19 protein-coding genes are annotated in these 24,198 nt (G+C 67.2%); 14 read left to right on the top strand and 5 right to left on the bottom strand.

Going from position 1 to position 24,198, the window contains the following annotated elements; translation table 11 throughout:
* Window positions 1-193 precede the first annotated feature (193 nt).
* The 10 genes from EJO71_RS22155 to EJO71_RS22110 all read left to right on the top strand — a co-directional run bounded on the left by EJO71_RS22155 (window position 194) and on the right by EJO71_RS22110 (window position 12,502).
* Window positions 194-2,179, top strand: coding sequence for an AAA family ATPase (locus tag EJO71_RS22155; RefSeq protein WP_125950816.1), 1,986 nt, complete (start codon window positions 194-196; stop codon window positions 2,177-2,179).
* Window positions 2,180-2,228: 49 nt separating this feature from the next.
* Entirely contained in the window at window positions 2,229-3,575 is a 1,347-nt protein-coding gene (argA, locus tag EJO71_RS22150; RefSeq protein ID WP_125950815.1) for an amino-acid N-acetyltransferase, read from the top strand.
* 45 nt (window positions 3,576-3,620) lie between these two features.
* Window positions 3,621-4,259 (top strand): LysE family translocator, encoded by a 639-nt coding sequence (locus tag EJO71_RS22145; RefSeq protein ID WP_125950814.1) that lies wholly within the window; start codon window positions 3,621-3,623, stop codon window positions 4,257-4,259.
* A 73-nt stretch (window positions 4,260-4,332) separates the two neighbouring features.
* Window positions 4,333-5,544, top strand: a complete 1,212-nt coding sequence (gene dapC / locus EJO71_RS22140) for a succinyldiaminopimelate transaminase (protein ID WP_125950813.1) — start codon at window positions 4,333-4,335, stop codon at window positions 5,542-5,544.
* A 43-nt stretch (window positions 5,545-5,587) separates the two neighbouring features.
* Window positions 5,588-6,421, top strand: coding sequence for a 2,3,4,5-tetrahydropyridine-2,6-dicarboxylate N-succinyltransferase (dapD, locus tag EJO71_RS22135; protein ID WP_125950812.1), 834 nt, complete (start codon window positions 5,588-5,590; stop codon window positions 6,419-6,421).
* Window positions 6,422-6,587: 166 nt separating this feature from the next.
* Window positions 6,588-7,736, top strand: a complete 1,149-nt coding sequence (locus EJO71_RS22130) for a PilT/PilU family type 4a pilus ATPase (RefSeq protein WP_125950811.1) — start codon at window positions 6,588-6,590, stop codon at window positions 7,734-7,736.
* 16 nt (window positions 7,737-7,752) lie between these two features.
* Complete coding sequence (gene dapE, locus EJO71_RS22125) at window positions 7,753-8,931, top strand: succinyl-diaminopimelate desuccinylase (protein ID WP_125950810.1); 1,179 nt, start codon at window positions 7,753-7,755, stop codon at window positions 8,929-8,931.
* Entirely contained in the window at window positions 8,928-9,809 is an 882-nt protein-coding gene (gene prmB / locus EJO71_RS22120; RefSeq protein WP_125950809.1) for a 50S ribosomal protein L3 N(5)-glutamine methyltransferase, read from the top strand. The genes dapE and prmB overlap by 4 nt, the downstream gene beginning before the upstream one ends.
* A 169-nt stretch (window positions 9,810-9,978) precedes the next feature.
* Window positions 9,979-11,964 (top strand): ATP-binding cassette domain-containing protein, encoded by a 1,986-nt coding sequence (locus EJO71_RS22115; protein ID WP_125950808.1) that lies wholly within the window; start codon window positions 9,979-9,981, stop codon window positions 11,962-11,964.
* 34 nt (window positions 11,965-11,998) lie between these two features.
* Complete coding sequence (locus tag EJO71_RS22110; protein ID WP_125950807.1) at window positions 11,999-12,502, top strand: hypothetical protein; 504 nt, start codon at window positions 11,999-12,001, stop codon at window positions 12,500-12,502.
* On the opposite strand, the gene EJO71_RS22105 is transcribed toward EJO71_RS22110, so the two are convergent.
* Together EJO71_RS22105 and EJO71_RS22100 are read right to left on the bottom strand one after the other, a co-directional pair.
* Window positions 12,453-12,686: a hypothetical protein gene (locus tag EJO71_RS22105; protein ID WP_125950806.1), complete on the bottom strand. Its 234-nt coding sequence runs from the start codon at window positions 12,684-12,686 to the stop codon at window positions 12,453-12,455. The two genes, EJO71_RS22110 and EJO71_RS22105, sit on opposite strands and share 50 nt — an antisense overlap.
* Window positions 12,687-12,693: 7 nt before the next feature.
* Window positions 12,694-12,924, bottom strand: coding sequence for an XRE family transcriptional regulator (locus tag EJO71_RS22100; RefSeq protein ID WP_125950805.1), 231 nt, complete (start codon window positions 12,922-12,924; stop codon window positions 12,694-12,696).
* Window positions 12,925-12,960: 36 nt separating this feature from the next.
* Here EJO71_RS22100 and EJO71_RS22095 point away from each other — a divergent pair, with 36 nt between their 5' ends.
* A complete protein-coding gene (locus EJO71_RS22095; protein ID WP_346428060.1) occupies window positions 12,961-13,710 on the top strand; it encodes a LexA family transcriptional regulator in 750 nt (249 codons plus the stop codon).
* 333 nt (window positions 13,711-14,043) lie between these two features.
* Here the strand turns inward: EJO71_RS22095 and EJO71_RS22090 are convergent, their stop codons facing one another.
* On the bottom strand, window positions 14,044-14,604 hold the full coding sequence (locus EJO71_RS22090) for a fasciclin domain-containing protein (protein WP_125950803.1): 561 nt from the start codon (window positions 14,602-14,604) through the stop codon (window positions 14,044-14,046).
* Window positions 14,605-14,966: 362 nt separating this feature from the next.
* Here EJO71_RS22090 and EJO71_RS22085 point away from each other — a divergent pair, with 362 nt between their 5' ends.
* Genes EJO71_RS22085 through EJO71_RS22075 form a run of 3 tightly spaced genes read left to right on the top strand, consistent with a single transcriptional unit; the run spans window position 14,967 to window position 20,787 of the window.
* Window positions 14,967-16,481 (top strand): efflux transporter outer membrane subunit, encoded by a 1,515-nt coding sequence (locus tag EJO71_RS22085; protein WP_240651858.1) that lies wholly within the window; start codon window positions 14,967-14,969, stop codon window positions 16,479-16,481.
* Between the two features lie 54 nt (window positions 16,482-16,535).
* Complete coding sequence (locus EJO71_RS22080) at window positions 16,536-17,687, top strand: efflux RND transporter periplasmic adaptor subunit (RefSeq protein ID WP_171022454.1); 1,152 nt, start codon at window positions 16,536-16,538, stop codon at window positions 17,685-17,687.
* A gap of 10 nt (window positions 17,688-17,697) precedes the next feature.
* Window positions 17,698-20,787, top strand: a complete 3,090-nt coding sequence (locus EJO71_RS22075; RefSeq protein ID WP_125950800.1) for an efflux RND transporter permease subunit — start codon at window positions 17,698-17,700, stop codon at window positions 20,785-20,787.
* 78 nt (window positions 20,788-20,865) lie between these two features.
* Here EJO71_RS22075 and EJO71_RS22070 read toward each other — a convergent pair whose 3' ends face one another.
* The gene (locus tag EJO71_RS22070; protein ID WP_125950982.1) at window positions 20,866-21,105 is read right to left on the bottom strand and encodes a hypothetical protein; all 240 of its coding nucleotides are present in this window, start codon (window positions 21,103-21,105) and stop codon (window positions 20,866-20,868) included.
* A gap of 122 nt (window positions 21,106-21,227) precedes the next feature.
* The gene (locus tag EJO71_RS22065) at window positions 21,228-24,113 is read right to left on the bottom strand and encodes a GH92 family glycosyl hydrolase (protein WP_125950799.1); all 2,886 of its coding nucleotides are present in this window, start codon (window positions 24,111-24,113) and stop codon (window positions 21,228-21,230) included.
* Between the last annotated feature and the right edge of the window lie 85 nt (window positions 24,114-24,198).

Genomic DNA, 24,198 nt, shown 5'->3' with positions numbered 1-24,198 from the left:
GCAAGCCGTGCGCCCAGTGCGCATGGAAGGGTCAAGTTGCCTCGCCCGGCCTGAAGCCCGCGCCCTCGACCTTGTCGGCGCGCTTCGGACACAGAAGCGCCGCAACCGACACCCACAGCGTCACGCCTGCCGATTCCTTCATGCCGAAGGAACGGCCGCTTCTCCGTACCTGTTCGATTCGAAAAAGAAAAACATGTCCAAAGACATCCGTTCCCAACTGCATGCCGAGCTCGCCGAGCGCACTCGCCACCTGCAGACCGTCGCCGAGGCACTGAAGACCGAGCTCTTCGGCATCGACGAGATCATCGATCGCGTGATCGATTCGCTGCGCGCCTGGTATGTGCTGCCGCAACTCATCAGCCGTCCCGTCATCGTCTGCCTCTGGGGCCTCACCGGCACCGGCAAGACGCAGCTGGTGCGCAGGCTCGCGCAGCACCTGGGCTTCTACGACCGCTTCATCGAAGTGCAGATGGACGGCTTCAGCCATGGCTCGGGTTATCACAGCCGCGGTTCCATCTCCGCCATGCTGGCCGAATCGGGTATCGCCGAGGGCATGCCGGGCATCCTGGTGCTCGACGAATTCCAGCGCTTCCGCACGGTGGAAGGCAACGGCAGCGACGCCAAGGTCGAGCGCTACCGGGACGTGTGGGCGCTGCTGTCCGACGGACGCCTGCCGCCCGCGCTCTCGATGCTCGGCGAGATCGAGTCCTCGCTCGCGTACGCCGAGTACACGCAGGACCGCGACGGCACCGACAAGAACAAGAAGGAAGACAAGAAGCGCAAGCTGCACCTGTCGCCCTGGGAGGCGCGCGAGGTGAAGCGCTGCCTGAAGCTCTCCGAGACCCTGCTGCAGATCATGGCGTGGAAGCCCGCCGAGGTGCACGCGCGCCTGCGCGCTTTCCGCGACACGCAGCAGGGCTGGGAGACCGACTACAGCAAGCTGCTGGTGTTCGTCTCGGGCAACCTCGACGAGATGTATGCCGAGACGGCCCAGCGGGTCGAAGACTGCGACACCGACGCCGACATCTTCCACGCCCTGACGAAGAAGCTCTCCGTCATCGACGTGAAGAAGGCGCTGGCCGAGCGCTTCCGCCCCGAGCAGATCGCGCGCCTGGGCAACAACCACGTGATCTATCCCTCGTTCAACCGCGCGACCTACGTGCGCCTGATCCTGTCGATCTGCGACCGCTACGTGGCCGAGATCCAGGAGAGCTCCGGCGTGCGCTTCGTGCTGGACGCGAGCGTGTACGAGCAGATCTACGCCAACGCCGTGTTTCCGGCGCAGGGCACGCGCCCGCTGTTCTCGTCGATCCACGCGATCCTGAGCGCCACGCTGGTCAACGCCGCGCTGTGGGCGCTGGAGCAAGGCGCCAACGGCAGCGATCCGGTCTGGCTCACGCTGGACGCGGGCGTTTCGGCCATCACCGCGAAGTACCGCAAGGCGCGCCGCCAGTTCCCGGTCGCGCTGGAGCTGAACCGCCTCAAGCAGCGCTCGAGCGAGGACTTCCGCGCCCTGCTCGCCGTGCACGAGGCGGGCCACGGCGTGGCCTACGGCCTGCTGTTCGGCCGCGCGCCGCAGGAGATCAAGATCAACGTGGCCTCGTTCGAAGGCGGCTACAACAGCTACGAGCAGCGCAAGGCCTGGTCGAAGGAGAACCTGCGCGACCGCATCTGCGTGAGCCTCGCGGGCCGCGCGGCCGAGCAGCTGGTGTTCGGCGAGCAGGCCTGCACCTCGGGCGCCACCCAGGACTTCATGCAGGCGACCGCCTATGCGGCGCAGTACGTTCGCCATTTCGCCTTCGGCACGCGCCTGAGCCGCACCGACGTCGCGAACGACCCGAACGACAACGTGAACACCGACATCGCGGTCACCAACCCCGAGATCGAGGCCCTGCTGGCGCAGGAGCACGCACGCGCACTGGCGCTGCTCGACACGCATACGCCGGCGCTGATGGCGGTGGTCGACGCGCTGCTGCGCGAAGGCTCCATCGCGCCCGCCCAGCTGGCCGCGATGCTGGAGCTGCCGGACCCGGCCACGGGTGCCGCCACCGACGCCTACGCGGCGCTGCTGGCGACCTTCCGCGCCGGTCACGCCGGACTGCCGCCGCCCTCGCCCGGCGCGGGCGGCGGCGGGTCTGTTCCGGCAAGCGCGGCCCGCGTGCTGCGTGCGATCGCCTGATTCGCCCGAGTCAGGCAAACGCCCTTTCATGAATGCACAATCACGCCCCATGTCCACCGTCTTCAATTTCACCTTCGTGCCCTGGTTCCGCTCGGTCGCGCCTTACATCCATACGCACCGCGGTAAGACTTTCGTGGTCGGGCTCGCGGGCGAGGCGATCGCGGCGGGCAAGCTGCAGAACATCGCGCAGGACCTGGCACTGATCCAGAGCATGGGCGTGAAGATCGTGCTGGTGCACGGCTTCCGTCCGCAGGTCAACGAGCAGCTCGCGGCCAAGGGGCACGAGGCGAAGTATTCGAACGGCATCCGCATCACCGACGAGGTGGCGCTCGACTCCGCCCAGGAGGCCGCCGGCCAGCTGCGCTACGAGATCGAGGCCGCCTTCAGCCAGGGCCTGCCCAACACCCCGATGGCCGGCTCCACGGTGCGGGTGATTTCGGGCAACTTCATCACCGCGCGCCCGGTGGGCGTGGTCGACGGTGTGGACTTCAAGCATTCGGGCCTGGTGCGCAAGGTGGACGCAGCCGGCATCCGCCGTACGCTGGACTTTGGCGCGATGGTGCTGATGTCGCCCTTCGGCTTCTCTCCCACCGGCGAAGCCTTCAACCTGACGATGGAAGAGGTCGCCACCAGCGTCGCCATTTCGCTGCAGGCCGACAAGCTGATCTTCCTCACGGAAATTCCCGGCATCCGCATCGACAGCGAGCTGCCCGAGAGCGAAGACAACCCGATCGACACCGAACTGCCGCTGGACGCCGCCGAGAAGCTGCTGGCCTCCCTGCCGCCGCCGCAGAAGCCGACGGACACCGCCTTCTACCTGCAGCACTGCGTGAAGGCCTGCAAGGCCGGCGTTGAGCGCAACCACATCCTGCCCTTCGCCCTCGATGGCTCGCTGCTGCTGGAGGTGTACGTGCACGACGGCGTCGGCACGATGGTGATCGACGAGAAGCTCGAGAGCCTGCGCGAGGCATCGGTGGATGACATCGGCGGCATCCTGCAGCTGATCGAGCCCTTCGAGCGCGACGGCACGCTGGTCAAGCGCGACCGGACCGAGATCGAGCGCGACATCCACCAGTACACGGTGGTCGAGCACGACGGCGTGATCTTCGGCTGCGCGGCGCTCTACCCCTACCCCGAGGAGCGCACCGCCGAAATGGCCGCGCTCACCGTGTCGCCGCACACGCAGTCGCAGGGCGACGGCGAGCGCATCCTCAAGCACATCGAGCACCGCGCCAAGGCCATGGGCCTGGAAAGCATCTTCGTGCTCACCACCCGCACCATGCACTGGTTCCTCAAGCGCGGCTTCCAGCAAGTCAACCCCGACTGGCTGCCCGAGGCGCGCAAGCGCAAGTACAACTGGGACCGCAAGAGCCTGGTGCTGGTCAAGAAGATCTAGTTCCAGCCCCCGTCCCCCGCAGCAACATACAAGGAGACTGCCCCGATGACGCTCGCAACCGCCCTGCTTTTCGCCATCGTGGCCTTCGCCGCCATCGCCACGCCCGGCCCCACGGTGCTGCTGGCGCTCAGCAACGGATCGCGCCACGGCGTGCGGCGCGCGCTGCCGGGCATGCTGGGCGCGGTGCTGTCCGACTTCGTGCTGGTCGGTGCCGTGGCGCTGGGCCTGGGCGCGTTGCTGGCGGCGTCGGAATTCTGGTTCTCGATGCTGAAGTGGGTCGGCGCGGTTTACCTCGCCTGGCTGGGGCTGCGGATGCTGCGTTCCAAGGGTGGATTCCACCTGCCGGCTGCCGACGCGGCGCCTTCGGTCACGGCGGGCGAGAGCCGCCGCATCTTCTTCAAGTCCTTCCTCGTGGCGGTAACCAACCCCAAGGGCTACATCTTCTGCTCGGCACTGCTGCCGCAGTTCATCGACCCGTCGGCCGCGCAGGCGCCGCAGTACGTCGTCATCGCACTGATCTTCGCGAGCCTGGACATGGCCGTGATGCTGGCCTACGCCTTCGTGGGCGCCCGGGCGATCCGGCTTTTGACCGTGTCGGCCACGCGCTGGATCGACCGCGCCTGCGGCGGCATGCTGCTGGCGCTGGCCGGCTCGCTGGCCTTCTATCGCCGCAGCGCGACCTGACCGCCTCGCCGGCGGCTTGCGCGAGTAGCCGCTTCGCCGGGAGCGGTAAGACCTGTCACCGATAATCCCGGCCATGAATCCCCTGCTTTCCCGGTTGCAACCCTACCCCTTCGAACGGCTGAAGCAGCTGTTCGCGGGCGTCACGCCCAACCCCGAGTTCCCGGCCATCAGCCTGGGCATCGGCGAACCCAAGCACGCCACGCCGGGTTTCATCAAGGATGCCCTGAGCGCCAGCCTCGGCGCGCTGGCCGCCTACCCCGCCACCGCCGGCGAACTGAAGCTGCGCACCGCCTTCACCAGCTGGCTCAAGACCCGCTACAGCCTCTCCCTCGATCCGGCCACCCAGGTGCTGCCGGTCAATGGTTCGCGCGAGGCGCTGTTCTCGCTGGCCCAGACGGTGGTCGACCCGACCGCTTCGCCGCAGCCGGTGGTGCTGTCGCCCAATCCGTTCTATCAGATCTACGAGGGCGCGGCCCTGCTCTCGGGCGCCGAGCCGTACTACGTGCCCAGCGTGCCCGCGCGCAACTTCGCGGTCGACTGGGACAGCGTGCCCGAGGCCATCTGGGCGCGCACGCAGCTGGTGTTCGTCTGCTCGCCGGGCAACCCGACGGGCGCGGTGATGTCGCTGGACGAGTGGAAGAAGCTCTTCGCCCTCTCGGACCGCCACGGCTTCGTGATCGCCGCCGACGAGTGCTACAGCGAGATCTACTTCCGCGACGAGCCCCCGCTCAGCGGACTCGAAGCCTCGGTGAAGCTCGGCCGGCCCGACTTCCGCAACCTGATCGCGCTGACCTCGCTGTCCAAGCGCAGCAACGTGCCCGGCCTGCGCAGCGGGTTCGTGGCGGGCGATGCGGCCATCATCAGGAAATTCCTGCTCTACCGCACCTACCACGGCAGCGCCATGAGCGGTGCCGTGGCTGCGGCCAGCATCGCGGCCTGGGGCGACGAGTCGCACGTGGTCGACAACCGCGCCCAGTACCGCGCCAAGTTCGCGGCCGTCACGCCGCTGCTGGAGCCGGTGCTCGACGTGCGGCTGCCCGACGCCAGCTTCTACCTCTGGGCCGGCGTGCCCGAAGTGTGGGCTGGCGACGACGAAGCCTTCGCCCGGGCGCTCTACGCTCAATACAATGTGACGGTTCTGCCGGGGAGCTATCTGGCGCGAGACACAGCGCACAGCGCCAACCCCGGCCGGGGCCGCATCCGCATGGCGCTTGTTGCCGAAACGGCCGAATGCGTGGAGGCCGCCGGGCGCATCGTCCGTTTCTGCAAGGACGCCCGGCGCTGACCTGCTTCGCTTTCCTGCTCCAATTTTTCATCCGAGACCCTTCATGACCCAGCAACTGCAACAAATCATCGACGCCGCGTGGGAAGACCGCGCCAACATCTCGGTCGCCGCCTCGCCGGCCGAAGTGCGCGACGCCGTCGAGCACGTCATCACCGAACTCAACAACGGCAAGCTGCGCGTGGCCACCCGCGAAGGCGTGGGCAAGTGGACCGTGCACCAGTGGATCAAGAAGGCCGTGCTGCTGTCGTTCCGCCTGAAGGACAACGAGCAGATGCAGGCCGGCTCGCTCGGCTTCTACGACAAGGTGCCGACCAAGTTCTCGCACCTGTCGGCCAACGAACTGAAGGACTCGGGCGTGCGCATCGTGCCGCCGGCCGTGGCCCGCCGCGGCAGCTTCATCGCCAAGGGCGCGATCCTGATGCCCTCGTACGTGAACATCGGCGCCTACGTAGGCGAAGGCTCCATGGTCGACACCTGGGCCACCGTGGGTTCGTGCGCGCAGGTCGGCGCCAACGTGCACCTGTCGGGCGGCGTGGGCCTTGGCGGCGTGCTGGAGCCGCTGCAGGCCAACCCGACCATCATCGAGGACAACTGCTTCATCGGCGCACGCTCCGAAGTCGTCGAAGGCGTGATCGTCGAAGAGAACTCCGTGCTCGGCATGGGCGTGTACATCGGCCAGAGCACCCCGATCTTCAATCGCGACACCGGCGAGATCTCGTACGGCCGCGTGCCGAGCGGCAGCGTGGTGATCAGCGGCAACCTGCCCAAGAAGACCAAGTCTGGCCAAGACTACAGCACCTACGCCGCGATCATCGTGAAGACGGTCGACGCGCAGACGCGCTCCAAGACCAGCCTCAACGACCTGCTGCGCGACTGAACCTGGCACACCCCCATGCTGCGCGCACTTCGTGTCGCTTCGCACACCCCCTTGCAGGGGGCAACGCCTGCGGCCCGGCAAAGCCGGTTCCGCGGCGTTCCCCGCGAAGCACACGGTTTGCACGCGGCTCACGAATGATTCAAAAAGCACCCGAGGAGAGAGACCGATGAACATGATGGAACGGCTTCTTCGTCTGATGGCCGAGCGCAAGGCATCCGACATCTATCTCTCGGCCCACTCCCCGGTGCAGATCCGGATCAACGGCATCTGCCTGCCCGTCAACGCGCAGGTGCTGCCGCCCACCGCACCGCTGGCGCTGCTGTCCGAGGTGGTGCCGGCCGCGCGCATCCAGGAGCTGGAAAGCACGGGCGAGCTCAACATGGCCGTGCACCTCGAAGACGCCGGCAACTACCGCATAAGCGCCATGCGCCAGCGCGGCACCTACGCGGTGGTGGTGCGGCACATCGCCTCGAGGATTCCCAGCTTCGAAGAGCTGAATCTCCCCGACATCCTGAAGACGCTCATCATGGAGCGTCGCGGGCTGATCCTCATGGTCGGCGCCACCGGCGCGGGCAAGACCACCACGCTGGCCTCGATGCTCGACTACCGCAACGAGCACGCCAGCGGCCACATCCTCACGGTCGAGGAGCCGATCGAGTTCACCTACACAAACAAGAAGTCGGTGGTGAACCAGCGCGACGTGGGCAGCGACACCACCTCGCTGCAGACGGCCCTGAAGAACGCCCTGCGCCAGGCGCCCGACGTGATCCAGATCGGCGAAATCCGCGACCGCGACACCATGACCGCCGCCATCGCCTACGCTCAGTCGGGCCATCTTTGCGTGGCCACGCTGCACGCCAACAACAGCTACCGCGCGCTGAACCGCATCCTGAGCTTCTACCCCGTCGAGGTGCGCCCCACGCTGCTGGGCGACCTGGGCGGCGCGCTGCGCGCCATCGTGTCGCAGCGCCTGCTGCGCACGCCGGCCGGCGCCCGCGTGCCGGCAATGGAAGTCCTGCTCAACACCGCGCTGGTGGCCGAGCTGATCGAGAAGGGCGACTTCTCCGGCGTGAAAGAGGCCATGGAAAAGTCCATGGCCGAAGGCTCGCAGACCTTCGAGGAAGACATCGCCCGCCTCGTGATCGAGGAGCGCGTCACCCGCGAAGAAGGCCTGTCGCAAGCCGACTCCCCCACCAACCTCATGTGGCGCCTGCAGAACCGTGCAGCACCCAAGCAGCAGGTCGACGACCGCAACCTCACCGATCAGGTCGACGAACCCACCTTTACCGACATCACGCTAGACGTGAAGTTCTGAACCCAGCCCCTTTCCGATGTCCCGTACGCTCCAGCTCGCCGAACAACTCATCTCGCGCCCCTCCGTCACACCCGACGATGCGGGCTGCCAGCAGATCCTCGGCGAGCGGCTGGCGAAGCTGGGCTTCACGCTGGAAACAATCGAGAGCGGCCCTGCCGACTTCCAGGTGACCAACCTGTGGGCGGTGCGCCGCCCCACGGCAGCCAAGGCCACGAAGACGCTCGTGTTCGCCGGCCACACCGACGTGGTGCCCACCGGGCCCGTCGAGCAGTGGACCAGCCACCCCTTCACCCCCACGCACCGCGACGGCAAGCTCTACGGCCGCGGCGCCTGCGACATGAAGACCTCGGTCGCGGCTTTCGTCACCTCGATCGAGGAGTTCCTGCAGGCGCAACCGGAGCCGAAGCTCACGCTGGCCCTGCTGCTCACCAGCGACGAGGAAGGCCCCGGTGTCGACGGCACCGTCGTCGTCTGCAACACGCTGGCCGCACGCGGCGAGGTCATCGACTACTGCATCGTCGGCGAACCCACGGCCGTGGAGCGCTGCGGCGACATGATCAAGAACGGCCGCCGCGGCACCATGAGCGGCAAGCTCACGGTCAAGGGGGTGCAGGGCCACATCGCCTATCCGCACCTGGCGAAGAACCCGGTACACGCGGTCGCGCCCGCGCTGGCCGAGCTGGTGGCCATCAACACCGCCGGCGGCTGGGACGGGGCGAGCAACCCTTACTTTCAGCCAACCAGCTGGCAGATCAGCAATTTCCATTCGGGCACCGGCGCGAGCAACGTGATCCCGGGCAGCGCGGTGATCGACTTCAACTTCCGCTTCTCGACCGAATCCACGCCCGAGTCGCTGCAGCAGCGCGTGCATGCGGTGCTCGACACGCACAAGGTCGACTACACGCTGGCCTGGACCATCGGCGGCCTGCCCTTCCTGACCACACCGGGCGAGCTGGTCACTGCCGTGCAGGACGCCATCCGCGACGAGACCGGCATCGAGACCGAGCTGTCGACCAGCGGCGGCACCAGCGACGCGCGCTTCATCGCCAAGATCTGCAGGCAGGTGGTCGAACTCGGCCCGGTGAACGCCAGCATCCACAAGATCGACGAGCACATCGACGTGGCCGAGATCGAGACGCTGAAGAACCTCTACCTGCGCACCATCAAGCGGCTGGACGCTGCGCTCGCAGGATGAGCACCGTCATCGAACTCATCGAGTCGGGCGCCAAGCGGCTCGACGACGCCGGCGTGGCCTTCGGCCATGGCACCGCCAACGCCTTCGACGAAGCCGCCTGGCTGGTGCTGTGGCGCCTGAAGCTGCCGCTGGACGACCTCGACGGCGTAGCCGACAGGCCCGTGTCGCCTGCCGACGCAGCCAAGGTCGCCACACTTATCGACGAACGCATCGCCACGCGCAAGCCCGCCGCCTACCTCACGAAGGAAGCCTGGCTGCAAGGCGTGCCGTTCTACGTGGACGAGCGCGCCATCGTGCCGCGCAGCTTCATCGCCGAGCTGATCGCCGACGGCAGCATCGACTACTGGCTGGGCGAACATACGCAGCGCGTGCTCGACCTGTGCACCGGCAACGGCAGCCTCGCGGTGCTCGCGGCGCTCACCTACCCGGAAGTGACGGTGGATGCAGCCGACCTGTCGGTGGACGCACTCGAAGTGGCGGCCATCAATGTCACGCGCCACGAGCTGGACACCCGCGTCACGCTGATCGAATCGGACGGCCTGAAGAACCTGCCCGGCCCGTACGACCTCGTGCTGTGCAACCCGCCCTACGTGAACAGCGCCAGCATGGCCGCCCTGCCCGCCGAGTACCGCGCCGAGCCCGAACTGGCGCTGGCCGGCGGCACCGACGGCATGGATTTCGTGCGCCAGCTGTTCGCCGACGCGCCCTCGCGCATGAGCGAGCGGGCGGTGCTGGTGCTGGAGATCGGCAACGAGCGCGAGTATTTCGAAGCGGCCTTCCCGCAGCTCGAGGTCGTCTGGCTCGAAACCTCGGCGGGCGAGGACCAGGTCTTGCTTGTCACCCGCGACGCGCTGGTGGCCGGCGCCGGTGCGCGTTAGCTGCGCCCACCCAAGCCCCCTTCAGCCGCTTTCTCGCAGCCATTGGCCGCGAAACCCCATTCACCGGGCGATTTTCCCGCGCAATCCCCGCGCATTCCCCCGCGCCTTTGCCCCTTTTCCGGGGGGCCGAAGGCACGGGCGGGATAATCGCCCCTACGGTTCCTCTTTCATGATCACTCTCAAGAACGTCATTCTTCGCCGCAGCGCCAAGGTCCTGCTCGACGGCGCCACCGTCACCCTCAACCCCGGCGAGAAGGTCGGGCTGGTGGGCCGCAACGGCGCCGGCAAGTCGACCCTCTTCGCACTGCTCAACGGCACGCTGCACGAAGACGGCGGCGATTTCTCCGTGCCCAAGCAGTGGCGCATGGCCCAGGTGGCGCAGAACATGCCCGAGACCGAGGAGTCGGCCACCGACTTCGTGGTGGGCGGCGACACCCGCCTGACCGAGCTGCGCGAGTCGCTGGCCGCCATCGAGGCCGCCTACGCCGAGAACCCCGACGATGCCGACATCGGCATGGAGCTGGCCCACGCCTACACCGACCTGGCCGACGCCGGCGAGCACGACGCCGTGCCGCGTGCGCAGGCGCTGATCCTGGGGCTGGGCTTCAAGTCGCACGAACTCGACCAGCCCGTCAACAGCTTCTCGGGCGGCTGGCGCATGCGCCTGCAGCTCGCCCGCGCGCTGATGTGCCCGAGCGACCTGCTGCTGCTCGACGAACCCACCAACCACCTGGACCTGGACGCGCTGGTGTGGCTCGAGGCCTGGCTGCAGAAGTACCCGGGCACCATGATCGTCATCAGCCACGACCGCGAGTTCCTCGATGCCGTGACCGACGTCACCCTGCACATCGCCAACGCCCAGCTCACGCGCTACGGCGGCAACTACAGCAAGTTCGAGGACATGCGCGCGCTGCAGATGGAACAGCAGCAGCAGGCCTTCGCCAAGCAGCAGGACAAGATCGCCCACCTGCAGAAGTTCATCGACCGCTTCAAGGCCAAGGCCAGCAAGGCCAAGCAGGCGCAAAGCCGGGTCAAGGCGCTGGAGCGCATGGAACGGGTGGCGCCGCTGCTGGCCGAGGCCGACTTCAGCTTCGAATTCAAGGAGCCGGGCAACATCCCGAACCCGATGCTGTCGATCAGCAATGCGAGCTTCGGCTACGTGGTTGAAGACGAAGAACCCAAGACCATCCTGCGCGGCGTGAACCGCTCGGTGCTGGCGGGCCAGCGCATCGGCATCCTGGGCGCCAACGGCCAGGGCAAGTCGACGCTGGTGAAGACCATCGCGCGCGAAATGGGCGCGCTGGCCGGGCAGGTCACCGAGGGCAAGGGCCTGAACATCGGCTACTTCGCGCAGCAGGAACTCGACGTGCTGCACCCCGGGAGCAACCCGCTCGAGCACATGGTGCGCCTGGCGCGCGAGCTGGGCAGCAACGCCAAGGAGCCCACAGGCGAACAGGCGTTGCGCGGCTACCTGGGCAGCTTCAACTTCAGCGGCGACATGGTCAAGCAGCCCGTGGGCACCATGAGCGGCGGCGAGAAGGCCCGCCTCGTGCTCGCGATGATGGTGTGGCAGCGCCCCAACCTGCTGCTGCTCGACGAACCGACCAACCACCTGGACCTGGCCACCCGCGAGGCGCTGGCCGTGGCGCTCAACGAGTTCGAAGGCACGCTGATGCTGGTGAGCCACGACCGCGCGCTGCTGCGCTCGGTGTGCGACGAGTTCTGGCTGGTGGGCCGCGGCGTGGTCGGCGACTTCGACGGCGACCTCGACGACTACCAGCGCTACCTGCTCGACGAGGCCAAGCGCCTGCGCGAAGAGGCGAAGGTCGCGGTGCGCGAGGCGGAAACCGCCGCCGCTGCCGCCGCGGCGGCAGCCGCTCCAGTCGCCCCGCAACAGCGCAAGCAGGACGCCCAGGAGCGCCAGCAGCGCAGCGACCAGGCCAAGCCGATCAAGCGCGAGATCGCCCAGATCGACGAGCGCCTGGCCAAGGCCGGCACCGAGCGCGCCGAACTCGAGGCACGCCTGGCCCAGCCGCTGCCTTCCGCGGAGATTGCCGAGGCCGGCAAGCGGCTGAAGGCGCTCAACGATGAAATCGGCCGTCTGGAGGAGCGCTGGCTGGCCCTGTCGGATCAGCTGGAAGCCCTCGCGGCCTGAAGCTGAAACCCAGCAACAGCAAGGGAGTCGCCGGATGCCGTCTGCCATCGAACTGGCCCGGGGTGATGAAAAGCTCATTGCCGCCATCCACCGCAGCCGCCGCCTCATCGGTCGAAAGGCGCTGATGGCGGCCGCGGCCAGCGCGGTGCCCCTGCCCGGCCTCGACTGGATGGCCGACGCGGCGCTGCTGTCGCGGCTGGTGCCGCAGATCAGCGCGGAATTCGGTCTTTCGGTCACCCAGGTCGAAAAGCTCGCGCCGCACCAGCGGGAGCGCATCCAGAAGGCCGCAACCACGGTGGGCGCCCTGCTGGTGGGGCGGCTCGTCACGCGCGACCTGCTGATCCGGCTCGCCAAACATGCGGGCGTGCGCCTCACGGCCAAGCAGGCGACCAAGTACGTGCCCATCGCCGGGCAGGTCGTGTCGGCCGCGCTCGGCTACGCGGCGCTGCGCGCCCTTGGCGAGCAGCACATCAAGGACTGCGTTCGCGTCAGCGCCACCCTCGCTCTCGCGCCGCCCGAACCGCACGCGAGCGCCTGAGCGCCTCGCGGTCGAACAGCACCTGCGCCGCCCACGCCGCGCAGACCAGCCCGAAGCAGCCGGCGCCGGCGACGGCCGGGCGCCCCAGCATCAACCCGGCGACCAGCCCCGCGAGGGACAGCAGCGCAAGCAGCACGCACAACACGCGGTCGAGCCACAAGCCCGACGGCAATCGTTCGCGCACCGCCCGCTCATCGCCTCGACGACCGGCGTCCGACCTCCGGCGCGGCCCTCAGCGCCTCTTCCTTCACCCGTTGCTCGTAGGCGGCCACCAGCGCGACATAGTGGCGCGACATCACGTCGGCGACCCGTCCCAGCCCGATCTTGCTGACCGTCGGCTGCGGAATGCCGGTTCTCTGTTCGATCTGCTTCTGCGTGAGGCCCATGGCCCTCAGCGCCAGAACCAACTCCCGTGGCTTCATCTATTCCTCCCTTTTTTAACTATTCTAGAGTTTGCGATGAATATTCGTTTGGGCTTAAATCCCCATCCGATGGACAGCATTGCCAAACGCGCATTGGCCGCGCGCAAATTCGCCAAGATGACCCAGAAACAGGCTGAAGCGGTTTCGGGCGTCAAACAGTCCAGCATTTCCAAGATCGAGCGCGGGGACGTCAGCCGTTCCATGAGCGTGCTCGCGCTGGCGCGCGCCTACCGGGCCGATCCGAACTGGCTCGACACCGGCGACGGCCCCGCCCCCTGGGACGAAGACCAGATCCGCCAGGCCCGCGACAGGGCCAACGAACCACCGGGCCCGTACCGGGTGGCGCACACGCCGCCTTCGATCCCGTCGTTCAACCCCCGCACGCCCGGCACCGTGCCGCTCATTTCCTGGGCCGACGCCGCCAACTGGGACAGCCACGAGATCGCGCAGCAGCCGCGCGCCGAGCGCTGGATTCCCTGCATCGCCCATCACAGCCTCCAGAGCTATGCGCTGCGCGTGCGCGGCGACAGCATGACCTCGCCCAGCGGCCACCTGAAGAGCTATCCGGCCGACTCCATCGTTTTCATCGACACCTCGCTGCGCAAGCCCGACGACGGCGAACGCATCATCGCGAAGCTGGAAGACAGCGGCGAGATCACCTTCAAGGTGTTCAAGGAGGACGACGGCCGCCGCTGGCTGCTGCCGCTGAACCCGAACCACGAGCCGGTGCGCACGCCCTTCTCCATCCTGGGCACGGTGGTGGGCAAGTGGGAAGACGAGGACTGATCGCCCGATAGATCAAACGCTCGATTGATCGGGCGTGAGACGCGAGAAGAATGAGCCAGGAATTAGCCTGGAACAGGATTTCAGCGAGGTCAGGTTGCGTGCAGGTTCAGAGGCGATATTCATGTCTCTCCCTGTGGCCTGCATCCTCTGATCCTCCCTCCTCCAGCAGGTCACCTTCAAGCCCGCCTCGTGCGGGCTTTTTTTTGAAAAAAATTGCTCGCCCCCAGGCTTCGCGCACTTCGTGTCGCTTCGCCTTCCCCCTACCGGGGACAACACCTGAGGCCCGGCAAAGCCGGTTCCTCGGTGTTTCTGGAAGGGGGCGGTGTGCTTTGCTTATTTGGGCAGCAGCACCTTGTTGACCACGTGGATCACGCCGTTCGACTGGTAGACGTTGGGGATCGTCACCGTCGCGGTGCCGCCCTTCTCGTCGGTGATCATGATCTTTCCGCCTTTTTCCTTGGCGACGAGCATGCCGCCGGCCACGGTCTTCAGTTCGGCGGAGCCCTTGCCGGCCTTGATCTCCTTCTTCAGCGCGGCGGCGTCGAGCTTGCCGGCCACCACGTGGTAGGTCAGCACGCCGGTCAGGGCATCCTTGCTTTCGGGCTTGAGCAGGGTGTCGACGGTGCCGGCCGGCAGCGCGGCAAAGGCCTCGTTGGTCGGTGCGAACACGGTGAACGGGCCCGGGCCCTTGAGGGTGTCGACGAGGCCGGCGGCCTTGACGGCGGCGACCAGGGTGGTGTGGTCCTTCGAGTTGACGGCGTTGTCGATGATGTCCTTGGTCGGCAGCATCGGCGCACCGCCCACCATGACCGAAGCCGCAAGGGCCGAGACCGCGCCGGCGGACAGTGCGATGGCGAGAGAGACGGCGGCGAAGCGATGAAGTCTGCGTTGCATTTGGATGCTCCTGATTGATTGAATGAACGACCGCCGCGAAATGGCGGCGGCTGTCTTCAATACGGGTACCTGCACTGAACAGATTCGGCGGCGGCGAAAGAAAAGATGACGCGCCAAAGGCCGCTGCGTTTCGCGCCGCTCCCATGCATTTCGCACTGTGTAGTACCAATTTCGTCGCAGCCCCCTCGCGGCGTGGGGCGGCGGCCACGAGACTTCAGGAAAGTCAGGCAGCCCGGGCGTTCCGGGTGTACAACCGCTGCCCCATGCCAAATCAAGAAAACAACGCGTTGGAGGATCACCCTGGTTCGTCGTTGCGCGCTGCGCCTGCGCGCGCGCGACCGGGGTGGCCCGTTCAGGGCGCCGTGCTCGGCGCCGTTCTGCTGCTGTTGAGCGCCTGTGCGGTCGGCCCCGACTTCAAGACGCCCGACCTGCCGGCCGCCGCCAGCGGCGCCGACTACACGCCCGCACCGATGCCCGCGCGCACCGTGCGGGCCGACGTGCCTGCAGGGCAGGCCCAGGAGCTGCTGCCGGGCCGCGACATTCCCGCTCAATGGTGGGAAGTGTTCCGCTCCGAACCGCTCGACCGGCTGATCCGCGCCTCGCTCGCCCAGAGCCCCACGCTGGCATCCGCGCAGGCAGCGCTGCGGCAGGCCGAGGCCACGTACGACGCGAAGTCGGGCAACCTGCTGTGGCCGCAGGTCACGGCGCAGCTGGGCGCGCAGCGCGAGCGCGCTTCGCAGGTCAGCACGCAGGTGCCGGGCGGCCAGCTGCTCACGCTCTACAACGCATCGGTCAACGTCAGCTACAACCTCGACGTGTTCGGCGGCTCGCGACGCCAGATCGAAGGCGCGCAAGCCGCCGTGGAGGCGCAGCGCTACCAGGTAGAGGCGACATACCTCACGCTGACTTCGAACCTCGTCACCACCGCCATCCGCGAAGCTGCGCTGCGCGCGCAGTTGCAGGCCACGCGCGAAGTGCTGCAGGCGCAGCGCGAACAGCTGGGCGTGATCGAAAAGCAGTTCGACACCGGCGCGATACCGAAGTCCATCGTCCTGCAGCAGCGCACGCAGGTCGCGCAGACGCAGGCCACGCTGCCGCCCATCGAGAAGTCGCTGGCGCAGACGCGCCACCAGCTCGCGGTGTTCGCGGGCCGCCTGCCGTCGGAAGAAGGCCTGCCCGAGTTCGACCTTGCCAGCCTCTCGCTGCCGGATGCCCTGCCGCTGTCGTTGCCCTCCGAGCTCGCGCGCCAGCGGCCGGACGTGCGCGCCAGCGAGGCACAGCTGCACCAGGCCAGCGCGGCGGTCGGCGTGGCCACGGCCAATCTCTATCCGCAGATCCAGCTGAGCGGCAGCTACGGCAACACCTCCTTGCGCGCACGCGACCTGTTCACCGGGCCGACCACGCTGTGGAGCATCGGCGCCGGGCTCACGCAGCCGATCTTCAACGGCGGTGCCCTGCGTGCGCAGCAGCGGGCGGCGGTCGCGGCCTACGACTCGGCTGCGGCGCAGTACCGCAATACCGTGCTCGGCGCCTTCCAGAACGTCGCCGATGCCTTGCGCGCATTGGAACTCGACGCCACCACGCTGCAGGCACAGGCCACGGCCGAGTCGCTCGCCAAACAGTCGCTCGACCTGTCGACCGCGCAGTTCCGCGCCGGCGCGGTGAGCTACGTCACGCTGCTGACCGCGCAACAGGCCTGGCTGCAGACGCACACCGCGCTGGTGCAGGCACAGGCCGCGCGCTATGCCGACACGGCCGCCCTCTTCCAGGCGCTCGGCGGCGGCTGGTGGAACCGCGGCGAGCTGGCCAACGCCGCGATCGCACCGGGGCAGCCTGCGCAGCCCCGACCTGCAACGCAGGCCGCCGCGCAGAACTGACCGACCGCAACCTCCAACGACAACACGAAGAAAAGCCTACCTATGACCCGGAGAATGATCATCATGATCGGCTGCGTGCTGCTGCTGGTCGCCGCGCTCGCGCTCGGCAAAGTCCTGCAGATCCGCGCGCTGATCGCCGCCGTTCCCAAGCCGGCGCCGCAGACCGTGTCGACGACCGAGGTGCAGAAGCTGCAGTGGCAGTCGCAGTTCACCGCGGTCGGCACGCTGAACCCGGTGCGCGGCGCCGACCTTAGCACCGAAGTGGCGGGGCTGGTGCGCACGGTGCACTTCAAGTCGGGACAGGACGTGAAGGCCGGCGCGCTGCTGGTCGAGCTCAACGCCGACTCCGACATCGCCCTGCTTCACTCTGCCGAAGCTGCAGCCGCGCAGGCCGCCATCGTGCTCAAGCGCGACCAGGCGCAGCTCGCGGTGCAGGCCGTGAGCCAGGCGCAGATCGACGCCGACACCAACGACCTGAAGGCCAAGCGCGCTCAGGTCGAGCAGCAGGCCGCCGTGGTGGCGAAGAAGTCGATCCGCGCGCCCTTCTCGGGCCGCCTCGGCATCACCGCGCTGAACCCCGGCCAGTACGTGAACGCAGGCGACAAGCTCGTCACGCTGCAGACGCTGGACCCGATCTACGTCGACTTCGCCCTGCCGCAGCAGCAGCTCGCGGGGCTGGCGGTGGGCCAGATGGTGAACCTGAGCGTCGACACCTTCCCGGGTCAGGCCTTCAGCGGCAAGATCAACGCGATCAGCCCGAAGGTGGACGCCGCCACGCGCAACGTGCAGGTCGAGGCCACCATCTCGAACCCCAAGCAGATCCTGCTGCCCGGCATGTTCGCGAACGTGAAGATCGACGTCGGCGGCGTGCAGGAGCAGCTCACGCTGCCGTCCACCGCCGTCACCTACAACCCGTACGGCTCGACCGTGTACGTGGTGAAGGAAGCCGAGCCGCCCAAGGAGGGTGCCGCAGGTGCGCCCGCCCAGCCGGCCAGTCCCTCGGGTGCCAAGCAGCTCGTCGCGCAACAGGTCTTCGTCGAGACCGGGGCGACGCGCGGAGACCAGATCGCCATCGTCAAGGGCCTCACTGCCGGCCAGGTGGTGGTGAGCAGCGGGCAGAACAAGCTGAAGAACGGCACGCCGGTGGTGGTGGACAACAGCGTCCAGCCCGCCAACAACCCGGCGCCGACGCCGCAGGAAAAGTGAGGTCGCCCGCATGAACTTCACCGACATCTTCATCCGCCGGCCGGTGCTGGCGATGGTGGTGAGCATGCTGATCGTGGTGCTGGGGCTGCGCGCCCTGGCCGGCTTGCCGGTCAACCAGTACCCGAAGACCGAGAACGGCGTGGTCACCATCAGCACCGCCTATTACGGCGCCGACGCTGCCACGGTCGCGGGCTTCATCACGCAGCCGCTGGAGGCCGCCGTGTCGCAGGCGCAGGGCATCGACTACCTGTCGTCCTCGAGCAGCCTGGGCGTATCGACCATCACCGCGACGCTGCGGCTGAACTACGACTCGAACCGCGCGCTGACCGAGATCAACACGCAGGTGAACTCGGTGCGCAACCAGCTGCCGCCGCAGGCGCAGCAGCCGGTGCTCACCGTAGCCACGGGCCAGACCACCGATGCGATGTACATCGGCTTCTACAGCGACACGCTGCCCAACAACAACGTGACCGACTTCCTGGTGCGCGTGGTGCAGCCCAAGCTCAACGCCATTCCGGGCGTGCAGACCGCCGAAATCCTCGGCGCGCGCACCTTCGCGCTGCGGGCCTGGCTCGACGCGCAGAAGATGGCCGCCTACGGCGTGACCGCCACCGACGTGAGCGCGGCGCTTTCCGCCAACAACTACCTCGCCGCCGTCGGCCAGAGCAAGGGCCAGATGGTGAGCGTGCCGCTCACGGCCGGCACCTCGCTGCACAGCGTGGACGAGTTCAAGCAGCTGTCCATCAAGAGCAGCAACGGCGCCATCGTGCGGCTGCAGGACGTGGCCAACGTGACGCTGGGGTCGGAGAACTACGACTTCAACGTGGCCTTCAACGGCGTGCGCTCGGTGTTCATCGGCATCAAGGTCGCGCCCGAGGCCAACATCCTCGAGGTGGCCAAGCAGGTGCGTACCGTGTTCCCCGACCTGCAGGCCCAGCTGCCCACCGGGCTGACGGGCAAGATCGTCTACGACTCGACCGACTTCATCAACACATCGATCAGCGAAGTGATCAAGACGCTGGTGGAGGCGCTGATCATCGTGACGGTGGTGATCTACCTCTTCCTGGGCAGCCTGCGCGCGGTGGTGGTGCCGGTGATCGCCATGCCGCTGTCGCTGATCGGCACCTTCTTCATCATGCTGGTGCTGGGCTATTCCATCAACCTGCTCACGCTGCTGGCGCTGGTGCTGGCGATCGGGCTGGTGGTGGACGACGCGATCATCGTGGTGGAAAACGTCGACCGGCACATGCGCGAGGGCAAGTCTCCGATGCAGGCTTCGCTGCTCGCGGCGCGCGAGCTGGGCGGACCCATCCTGGCCATGACGGTGGTGCTGGTGGCGGTGTACGTGCCCATCGGCTTCCAGGGCGGGCTCACCGGCTCGCTCTTCACCGAATTCGCGTTCACGCTCGCGGGCTCGGTGGTGGTGTCGGGCATCGTGGCGCTCACGCTGTCGCCGATGATGTGCTCGCGCTTCTTCAAGCCCGAGCAGGACACCGGCAAGTTCGCGATGAAGATCGAGCACGTCTTCGAGCGCGTGCACCACCGCTACCAGCTCATACTGCGCGGCGTGCTGAAGACCTGGCCGGTGATGATCGTCATGGGCGCGATCCTGGTGGCGCTGCTGTTCGTGATGTTCAAGATGTCGAAATCGGAGCTGGCGCCCGAGGAAGACCAGGGCATCGTGCTGTCGCAGGTGGTGGGCGCGCCCACGGCCACCATCAACCAGATGCAGACCTACGCGGACCAGATCTTCAAGATCGCGCACGACACGCCCGAGTACGCGCAGCTGTTCCAGCTGACCGGCGTACCCAGCACCAACGCCGGCATCGCGGGCGTGCTGCTCAAGCCCTGGGACCAGCGCACGCGCAGCGCGCACGACATCCAGACCGACCTGCAGAAGCGCTGGAACGGCATTGCCGGCGCGAAGGTGGTGGCCTTCCAGTTCCCGGCGCTGCCGGGCGCCTCGGGCCTGCCGGTGCAGTTCGTCATCAAGACGACCGAGCCCTTCGAGAACCTGAACACGCTGGCCCAGCAGATCATGGACAAGGCGCGCGCCGACGGAAAGTTCTACTACGTCGACGCCGACCTGAAGATCGACCTGCCGCAGGCCACCGTGGTGGTCGACCGCGACAAGATCGCCACGCTGGGCATCACCCAGCAGGACGTGGGCAACGCCATGGGCGCGGCGCTGGGTGGCGGCTACGTCAACTACTTCTCTATCTCGGGCCGCTCGTACAAGGTGATCCCGCAGGTGCAGCAGGTCGACCGGCTGAATCCGTCCGACGTGCTGAACTTCTACATCAAGACCCCCAACGGCGTGGTGCCGGCAAGCACGGTCGCGAGCCTGAAGTACAGCGTGCAGCCCGAGACGGTGAATCACTTCCAGCAGCTGAATTCCGTGACCATCCAGGGCGTGCCCAGCGGCACGCAGGGCGAAACGCTGGAATACCTGCGCGGCGTGGTGCAGCAGCTCGCGCCCAGCGGCTACACGGTCGACTACTCGGGCCAGTCGCGCCAGTTCGTGCAGGAGTCGGGCAACTTCGCCATCACCTTCGTGTTCGCACTGATCATCGTGTTCCTGGCGCTCGCGGCGCAGTTCGAGAGCTTCCGCGACCCGGTGGTGATCCTGGTGTCGGTGCCGCTCGCGCTCTTCGGCGCCATGATCTTCATCTTCTGGGGCTTCGCCTCGATGAACATCTACACGCAGGTGGGCCTGGTGACGCTGATGGGCCTCATCAGCAAACACGGCATCCTGATCGTCGAGGTGGCCAACCGCCTGCAGAAGCAGGGCCTGAGCAAGCTCGACGCCATCGTGGAGGCCGCCGGCACGCGTCTTCGCCCCATCCTGATGACGACCGCTGCCATGGTCTTCGGCGTGCTGCCGCTGGTGATCGCCTCGGGCGCGGGCGCTGCCGGCCGCAAGGCGATGGGCATCGTGATCTTCAGCGGGCTGTCCATCGGCACGCTGTTCACGCTGTTCGTGGTGCCGGCGATGTACCTGTTCATCGCGGCGCGGCATGAGAAGGAGGAAGCGCTCCCGGCTGCCGAACCGGCAGCGCTTCCGGGGCAAGGCCCGGGGCCCGTGGCCCCCGAAGCCTGAGCGCTTCGCCCATCCGGCAAAAAAGCCCGCAGTCTCTTCGACTGCGGGCTTTTTTTCTGGTCTCTCTTCGCGGCTTTTTCAGTCGCAGCGGTAGACGACTTCTCCAGCGGGAACGCCCTGCGCCTGGTCTTCCGCTCCCCGGTTGGCCAGGTAGCGCATCGGCGCACCGAAGTTGCGGCAGTAGTTCTCGGCATCCTGCGCGGTCGGCGACTTGTAGACGCCGTCGCCGAGCGAGGTATAGCGGGGAGCCGTTCGCGTGACACACCCGGCGGCCAATGCGGCCAGGACAAGAACTGAAAGAGCACTGAAGGGGCGCATCGGAAAGAGCAGTTGCGGCAAGCAGGGCTGGAAATGGGAAACGACGACTGTAGCCGCTTCGCGCCCGGATGACTTCACCTACAAGGCCACGGCGCGCATGACCGCGCCGGTGACCGCCCGATTCACCGGGGCGCGGCCAGCAGTTCGAATTCCGACAGGCTGACCGCCCCGCTCCCGCCGATCTCCAGCCGGTAGTTCGAATAGGCTGCCGGTGTCTTCACGACGAAGGGCCGCACCTGGCGGCGCCAGGCGAACACTTCGCCCTGGCGCGTATCGAGCGTGGTCCAGTTGATGCCGTCGTTGGAGCCTTTCAGTGTCCAGCCGGCCGGATCCTGCCCGGTCTTGTTGCTCGAGGTGAGCGTGTAGATCGCCACCGTGCGGGCTGCCCCCGTGGTGCTGCCCTGCACCCATGCAGCACCGGAAGCGCCGCTGCTCCACTCCGTCAACGAAGTCCGGTCGGTCAGGTTCTCCAGCCCCGTCGGGTTGCTCGCACTGGTAGCGAAGGCCGTGGTCGGCAGCAGCGACTGCAGCGGCGCCGGCTTCGCCGTACCCTGCGTGATCGAGGACGGTGCGTCGGCTTCTCCCGTGCCCCATGACGACGGATTCGGCCCCATCTGGAACTCCAGCGTCGCGCCCTCGACCAGCTCCGCGTGCGTCAGGTAGGTGCGCGTGATGCTGGCTCCGTTGAGCTTCAGGCCCTGTACGTAGCGATTCGTGCTGCTCACGCCGGGCGCGGTAATGGTGATGGCCTTGGCCTCGCCTTTCGCGTTGCGCACCAGCACGCTCATCTTCGGGAAGTAAGGCGCGCCTATCGTGTACTCCGGCCGCCCGGTGGACGCGGGGTAGAAGCCCATCGCGCTGAGCACGTACCAGGCCGACATCTCGCCGTTGTCCTCGTCGCCCATGTAGCCGTCGCCCGTCGAGTTGCCGTCCTTGTCGAAGCCCGAGAAGTAGAGCTTGTCCATCACGTCGCGCAGGTACTTCTGCCCCGAGGCGGGACTGCCCGCGTGGCTGTACATGTAGATCGTGTGGTGTACCGGCTGGTTGGAGTGCTGGTACTGCCCGACGCCCGCGAGCGCGTCCACGTCGTAAGCCGACTTGATCTCGGGCTTGATGCCGGTGTGCGATCCGTTCGGGTCGGTGCCGTCGTAGCCGAGACCAGGCTTCGTTGTGAAGAAGGCATCCAGCTTCGCCTTGAGCCCGGCGCGCCCGCCATGCAGGTTCGCCAGGCCCCGGCCGTCCTGCGGCGTCGCGAAGGCGTAGGTCCAGGCGTTGCCCTCGGTGTAGCCGTAGTACCAGGCCATCGGGTTCGGCGCGCCGCCGCCGAAGCTGCCGTCTGTGTCTTTCTCGCGGAACCAGCCGCCGGCCCAGGTTCCGGTTGACGTGCCGTCGAAGATGTTGGCGTAGCCGGTCGCGCTGTTGGCGAAGTAGGCGGCGTCGTCGGCCTTGCTCAGCGCCTTCGCCATCTGGCTCACGCCGAAGTCATTCACGTAGCCTTCCAGCGACCACGACACGGACTCGTCGTAGACCGTCGAGTAGCCATAGAAAGGCGTCTTCTCCATGCCCTTGCGGCCGCGGTCGCTGTTCGGGCTGTAGACAGAGGCGTTCTTCAGCATCGAGTCGTAGGCCGCGTTCACGTCGAAGTTGCGCACGCCCTTCAGGTACGCGTCGGCAAGGATGATGTCGGAATTGGTCCCCACCATCATGTCGGCATAGCCCGGGCTGGCCCAGCGAGTGGTCCAGCCGCCGTCCTTGTAGCCGTTGACGAAGCCGTCGAGCATCTCGCCGGTCTGCTGCGGCAGCAGCAGCGTGTAGAGCGGCCAGGTGGTGCGGTAGGTGTCCCAGAAGCCGTTGTTGACCCACAGCTTTCCTGGGCGCACCGTCATCGGGCTCACGTAGGGGTTCAGGTACGACGGCGTGCCGTTCACGTTCTCCCAGGCCGAGTTGGGGTACAGGAAGGCCCGGTACATGTTGGAGTACAGGATGGTCTTCTGGTCTTCCGTCGCGCCCTCGACCTGGATGGTGTTGAGCTTCTCGTTCCACGCGTCCTTCGCCGCGGCCAGCACGTCGTCGAACGACTTCGCGCCGATCTCCTGCGCGAGATTGGCCTTGGCCTGCTCCACGCTGATGAAGGAGGTTCCGACCTTCAGGCCTACCGCTTGCCTGCCGGCGGATGCAGTGTCGAAGCGCAGCCACGTCGGGAAGGAGTCTGCGCCTGAAGCCTTCACCGGCGCATCGGCCACTGCGTAGAAGTACATGCGCGGCGAGCCCTGGTCCGTGTAGCCCGACACCACGCCGTTGGCGGTGTCTACTGTCAGCGAGCCCGACACGCCCTTGAACACATCGAACACCACCGCCAGCGAAGGCTGGTTCGCGGCCGCGGTGAAGCGGAAGTACGCGGCATGGTCGGTGGGCGTGATCTCGGTTCGGGTGCCGTTGTCGAAACTCACGCTGTAGTAGTGCGCGCGGGCGACCTCGTTCCTGTGGCTGAACTTCTCGCCGCGCGATGCCTTGTCCAGCACAGGCTTGCCCGCCTTGTCGACCTGGGTGACAGGCATGAACTGCACCGACTGTCGGTTGCCCATCCACGGGCTTGCCTCGTGGACGGCCGCGAACGCGAAGATGCGGTCCAGCGGCTTGGTGCTGTTCTCGTCCTCGAAGAATGTGTAGAAGAAGTCGTTGCCCATGTAGCCGTCATAGGGCTTGGTGTTGCTCCAGCCGGCGCTCTCGTCGTCGGGGTCGATGCGATTGACGGGCGACCACATCGTGAAGCCGAAGGGCACCGCCGTGGCGGGGAAGGTGTTGCCACGCGAGTAGCCGTCGTAGATGTAGGCGTTGGAGTGGGCGCCGCGCAGGGTGTTGACGTAGTTCGCCAGGTCCTGCTTTGCACGGCTTGCGACGTCCCCTGCGCTCGTGTTGCTCGTGACGGATGACGCCGGCGCGTCCGTGTTCGCGACCGGCTGCTGGTCACCGGACGGCGAGCCGCTCTGGCCTTGCGGCAGCGGCATCGAGAGACCGCTGCTGGAGCCGCCTCCGCACCCCCACAGCGACGCCGCGACGAGCAATGCGGCAGCCCGGGCAGCTTTGCCCGCG

It is taken from the genome of Variovorax sp. 679 (assembly GCF_003952185.1).
Lineage (GTDB): Bacteria > Pseudomonadota > Gammaproteobacteria > Burkholderiales > Burkholderiaceae_C > Variovorax.
Note: the sequence above shows the minus strand (reverse complement) of the source record. Positions and strands in the feature narration are given on the sequence as shown.

Coding starts and splice junctions, on each gene's coding strand:
- EJO71_RS22155 (WP_125950816.1), top strand. CDS start 194: ATGTCCAAAGACATCCGTTCCCAACTGCATGCCGAGCTCGCCGAGCGC.
- argA (WP_125950815.1), top strand. CDS start 2,229: ATGTCCACCGTCTTCAATTTCACCTTCGTGCCCTGGTTCCGCTCGGTC.
- EJO71_RS22145 (WP_125950814.1), top strand. CDS start 3,621: ATGACGCTCGCAACCGCCCTGCTTTTCGCCATCGTGGCCTTCGCCGCC.
- dapC (WP_125950813.1), top strand. CDS start 4,333: ATGAATCCCCTGCTTTCCCGGTTGCAACCCTACCCCTTCGAACGGCTG.
- dapD (WP_125950812.1), top strand. CDS start 5,588: ATGACCCAGCAACTGCAACAAATCATCGACGCCGCGTGGGAAGACCGC.
- EJO71_RS22130 (WP_125950811.1), top strand. CDS start 6,588: ATGAACATGATGGAACGGCTTCTTCGTCTGATGGCCGAGCGCAAGGCA.
- dapE (WP_125950810.1), top strand. CDS start 7,753: ATGTCCCGTACGCTCCAGCTCGCCGAACAACTCATCTCGCGCCCCTCC.
- prmB (WP_125950809.1), top strand. CDS start 8,928: ATGAGCACCGTCATCGAACTCATCGAGTCGGGCGCCAAGCGGCTCGAC.
- EJO71_RS22115 (WP_125950808.1), top strand. CDS start 9,979: ATGATCACTCTCAAGAACGTCATTCTTCGCCGCAGCGCCAAGGTCCTG.
- EJO71_RS22110 (WP_125950807.1), top strand. CDS start 11,999: ATGCCGTCTGCCATCGAACTGGCCCGGGGTGATGAAAAGCTCATTGCC.
- EJO71_RS22100 (WP_125950805.1), bottom strand. CDS start 12,924: ATGAAGCCACGGGAGTTGGTTCTGGCGCTGAGGGCCATGGGCCTCACG.
- EJO71_RS22095 (WP_346428060.1), top strand. CDS start 12,961: ATGAATATTCGTTTGGGCTTAAATCCCCATCCGATGGACAGCATTGCC.
- EJO71_RS22090 (WP_125950803.1), bottom strand. CDS start 14,604: ATGCAACGCAGACTTCATCGCTTCGCCGCCGTCTCTCTCGCCATCGCA.
- EJO71_RS22080 (WP_171022454.1), top strand. CDS start 16,536: ATGATCATCATGATCGGCTGCGTGCTGCTGCTGGTCGCCGCGCTCGCG.
- EJO71_RS22075 (WP_125950800.1), top strand. CDS start 17,698: ATGAACTTCACCGACATCTTCATCCGCCGGCCGGTGCTGGCGATGGTG.
- EJO71_RS22070 (WP_125950982.1), bottom strand. CDS start 21,105: ATGCGCCCCTTCAGTGCTCTTTCAGTTCTTGTCCTGGCCGCATTGGCC.
- EJO71_RS22065 (WP_125950799.1), bottom strand. CDS start 24,113: ATGCCGCTGCCGCAAGGCCAGAGCGGCTCGCCGTCCGGTGACCAGCAG.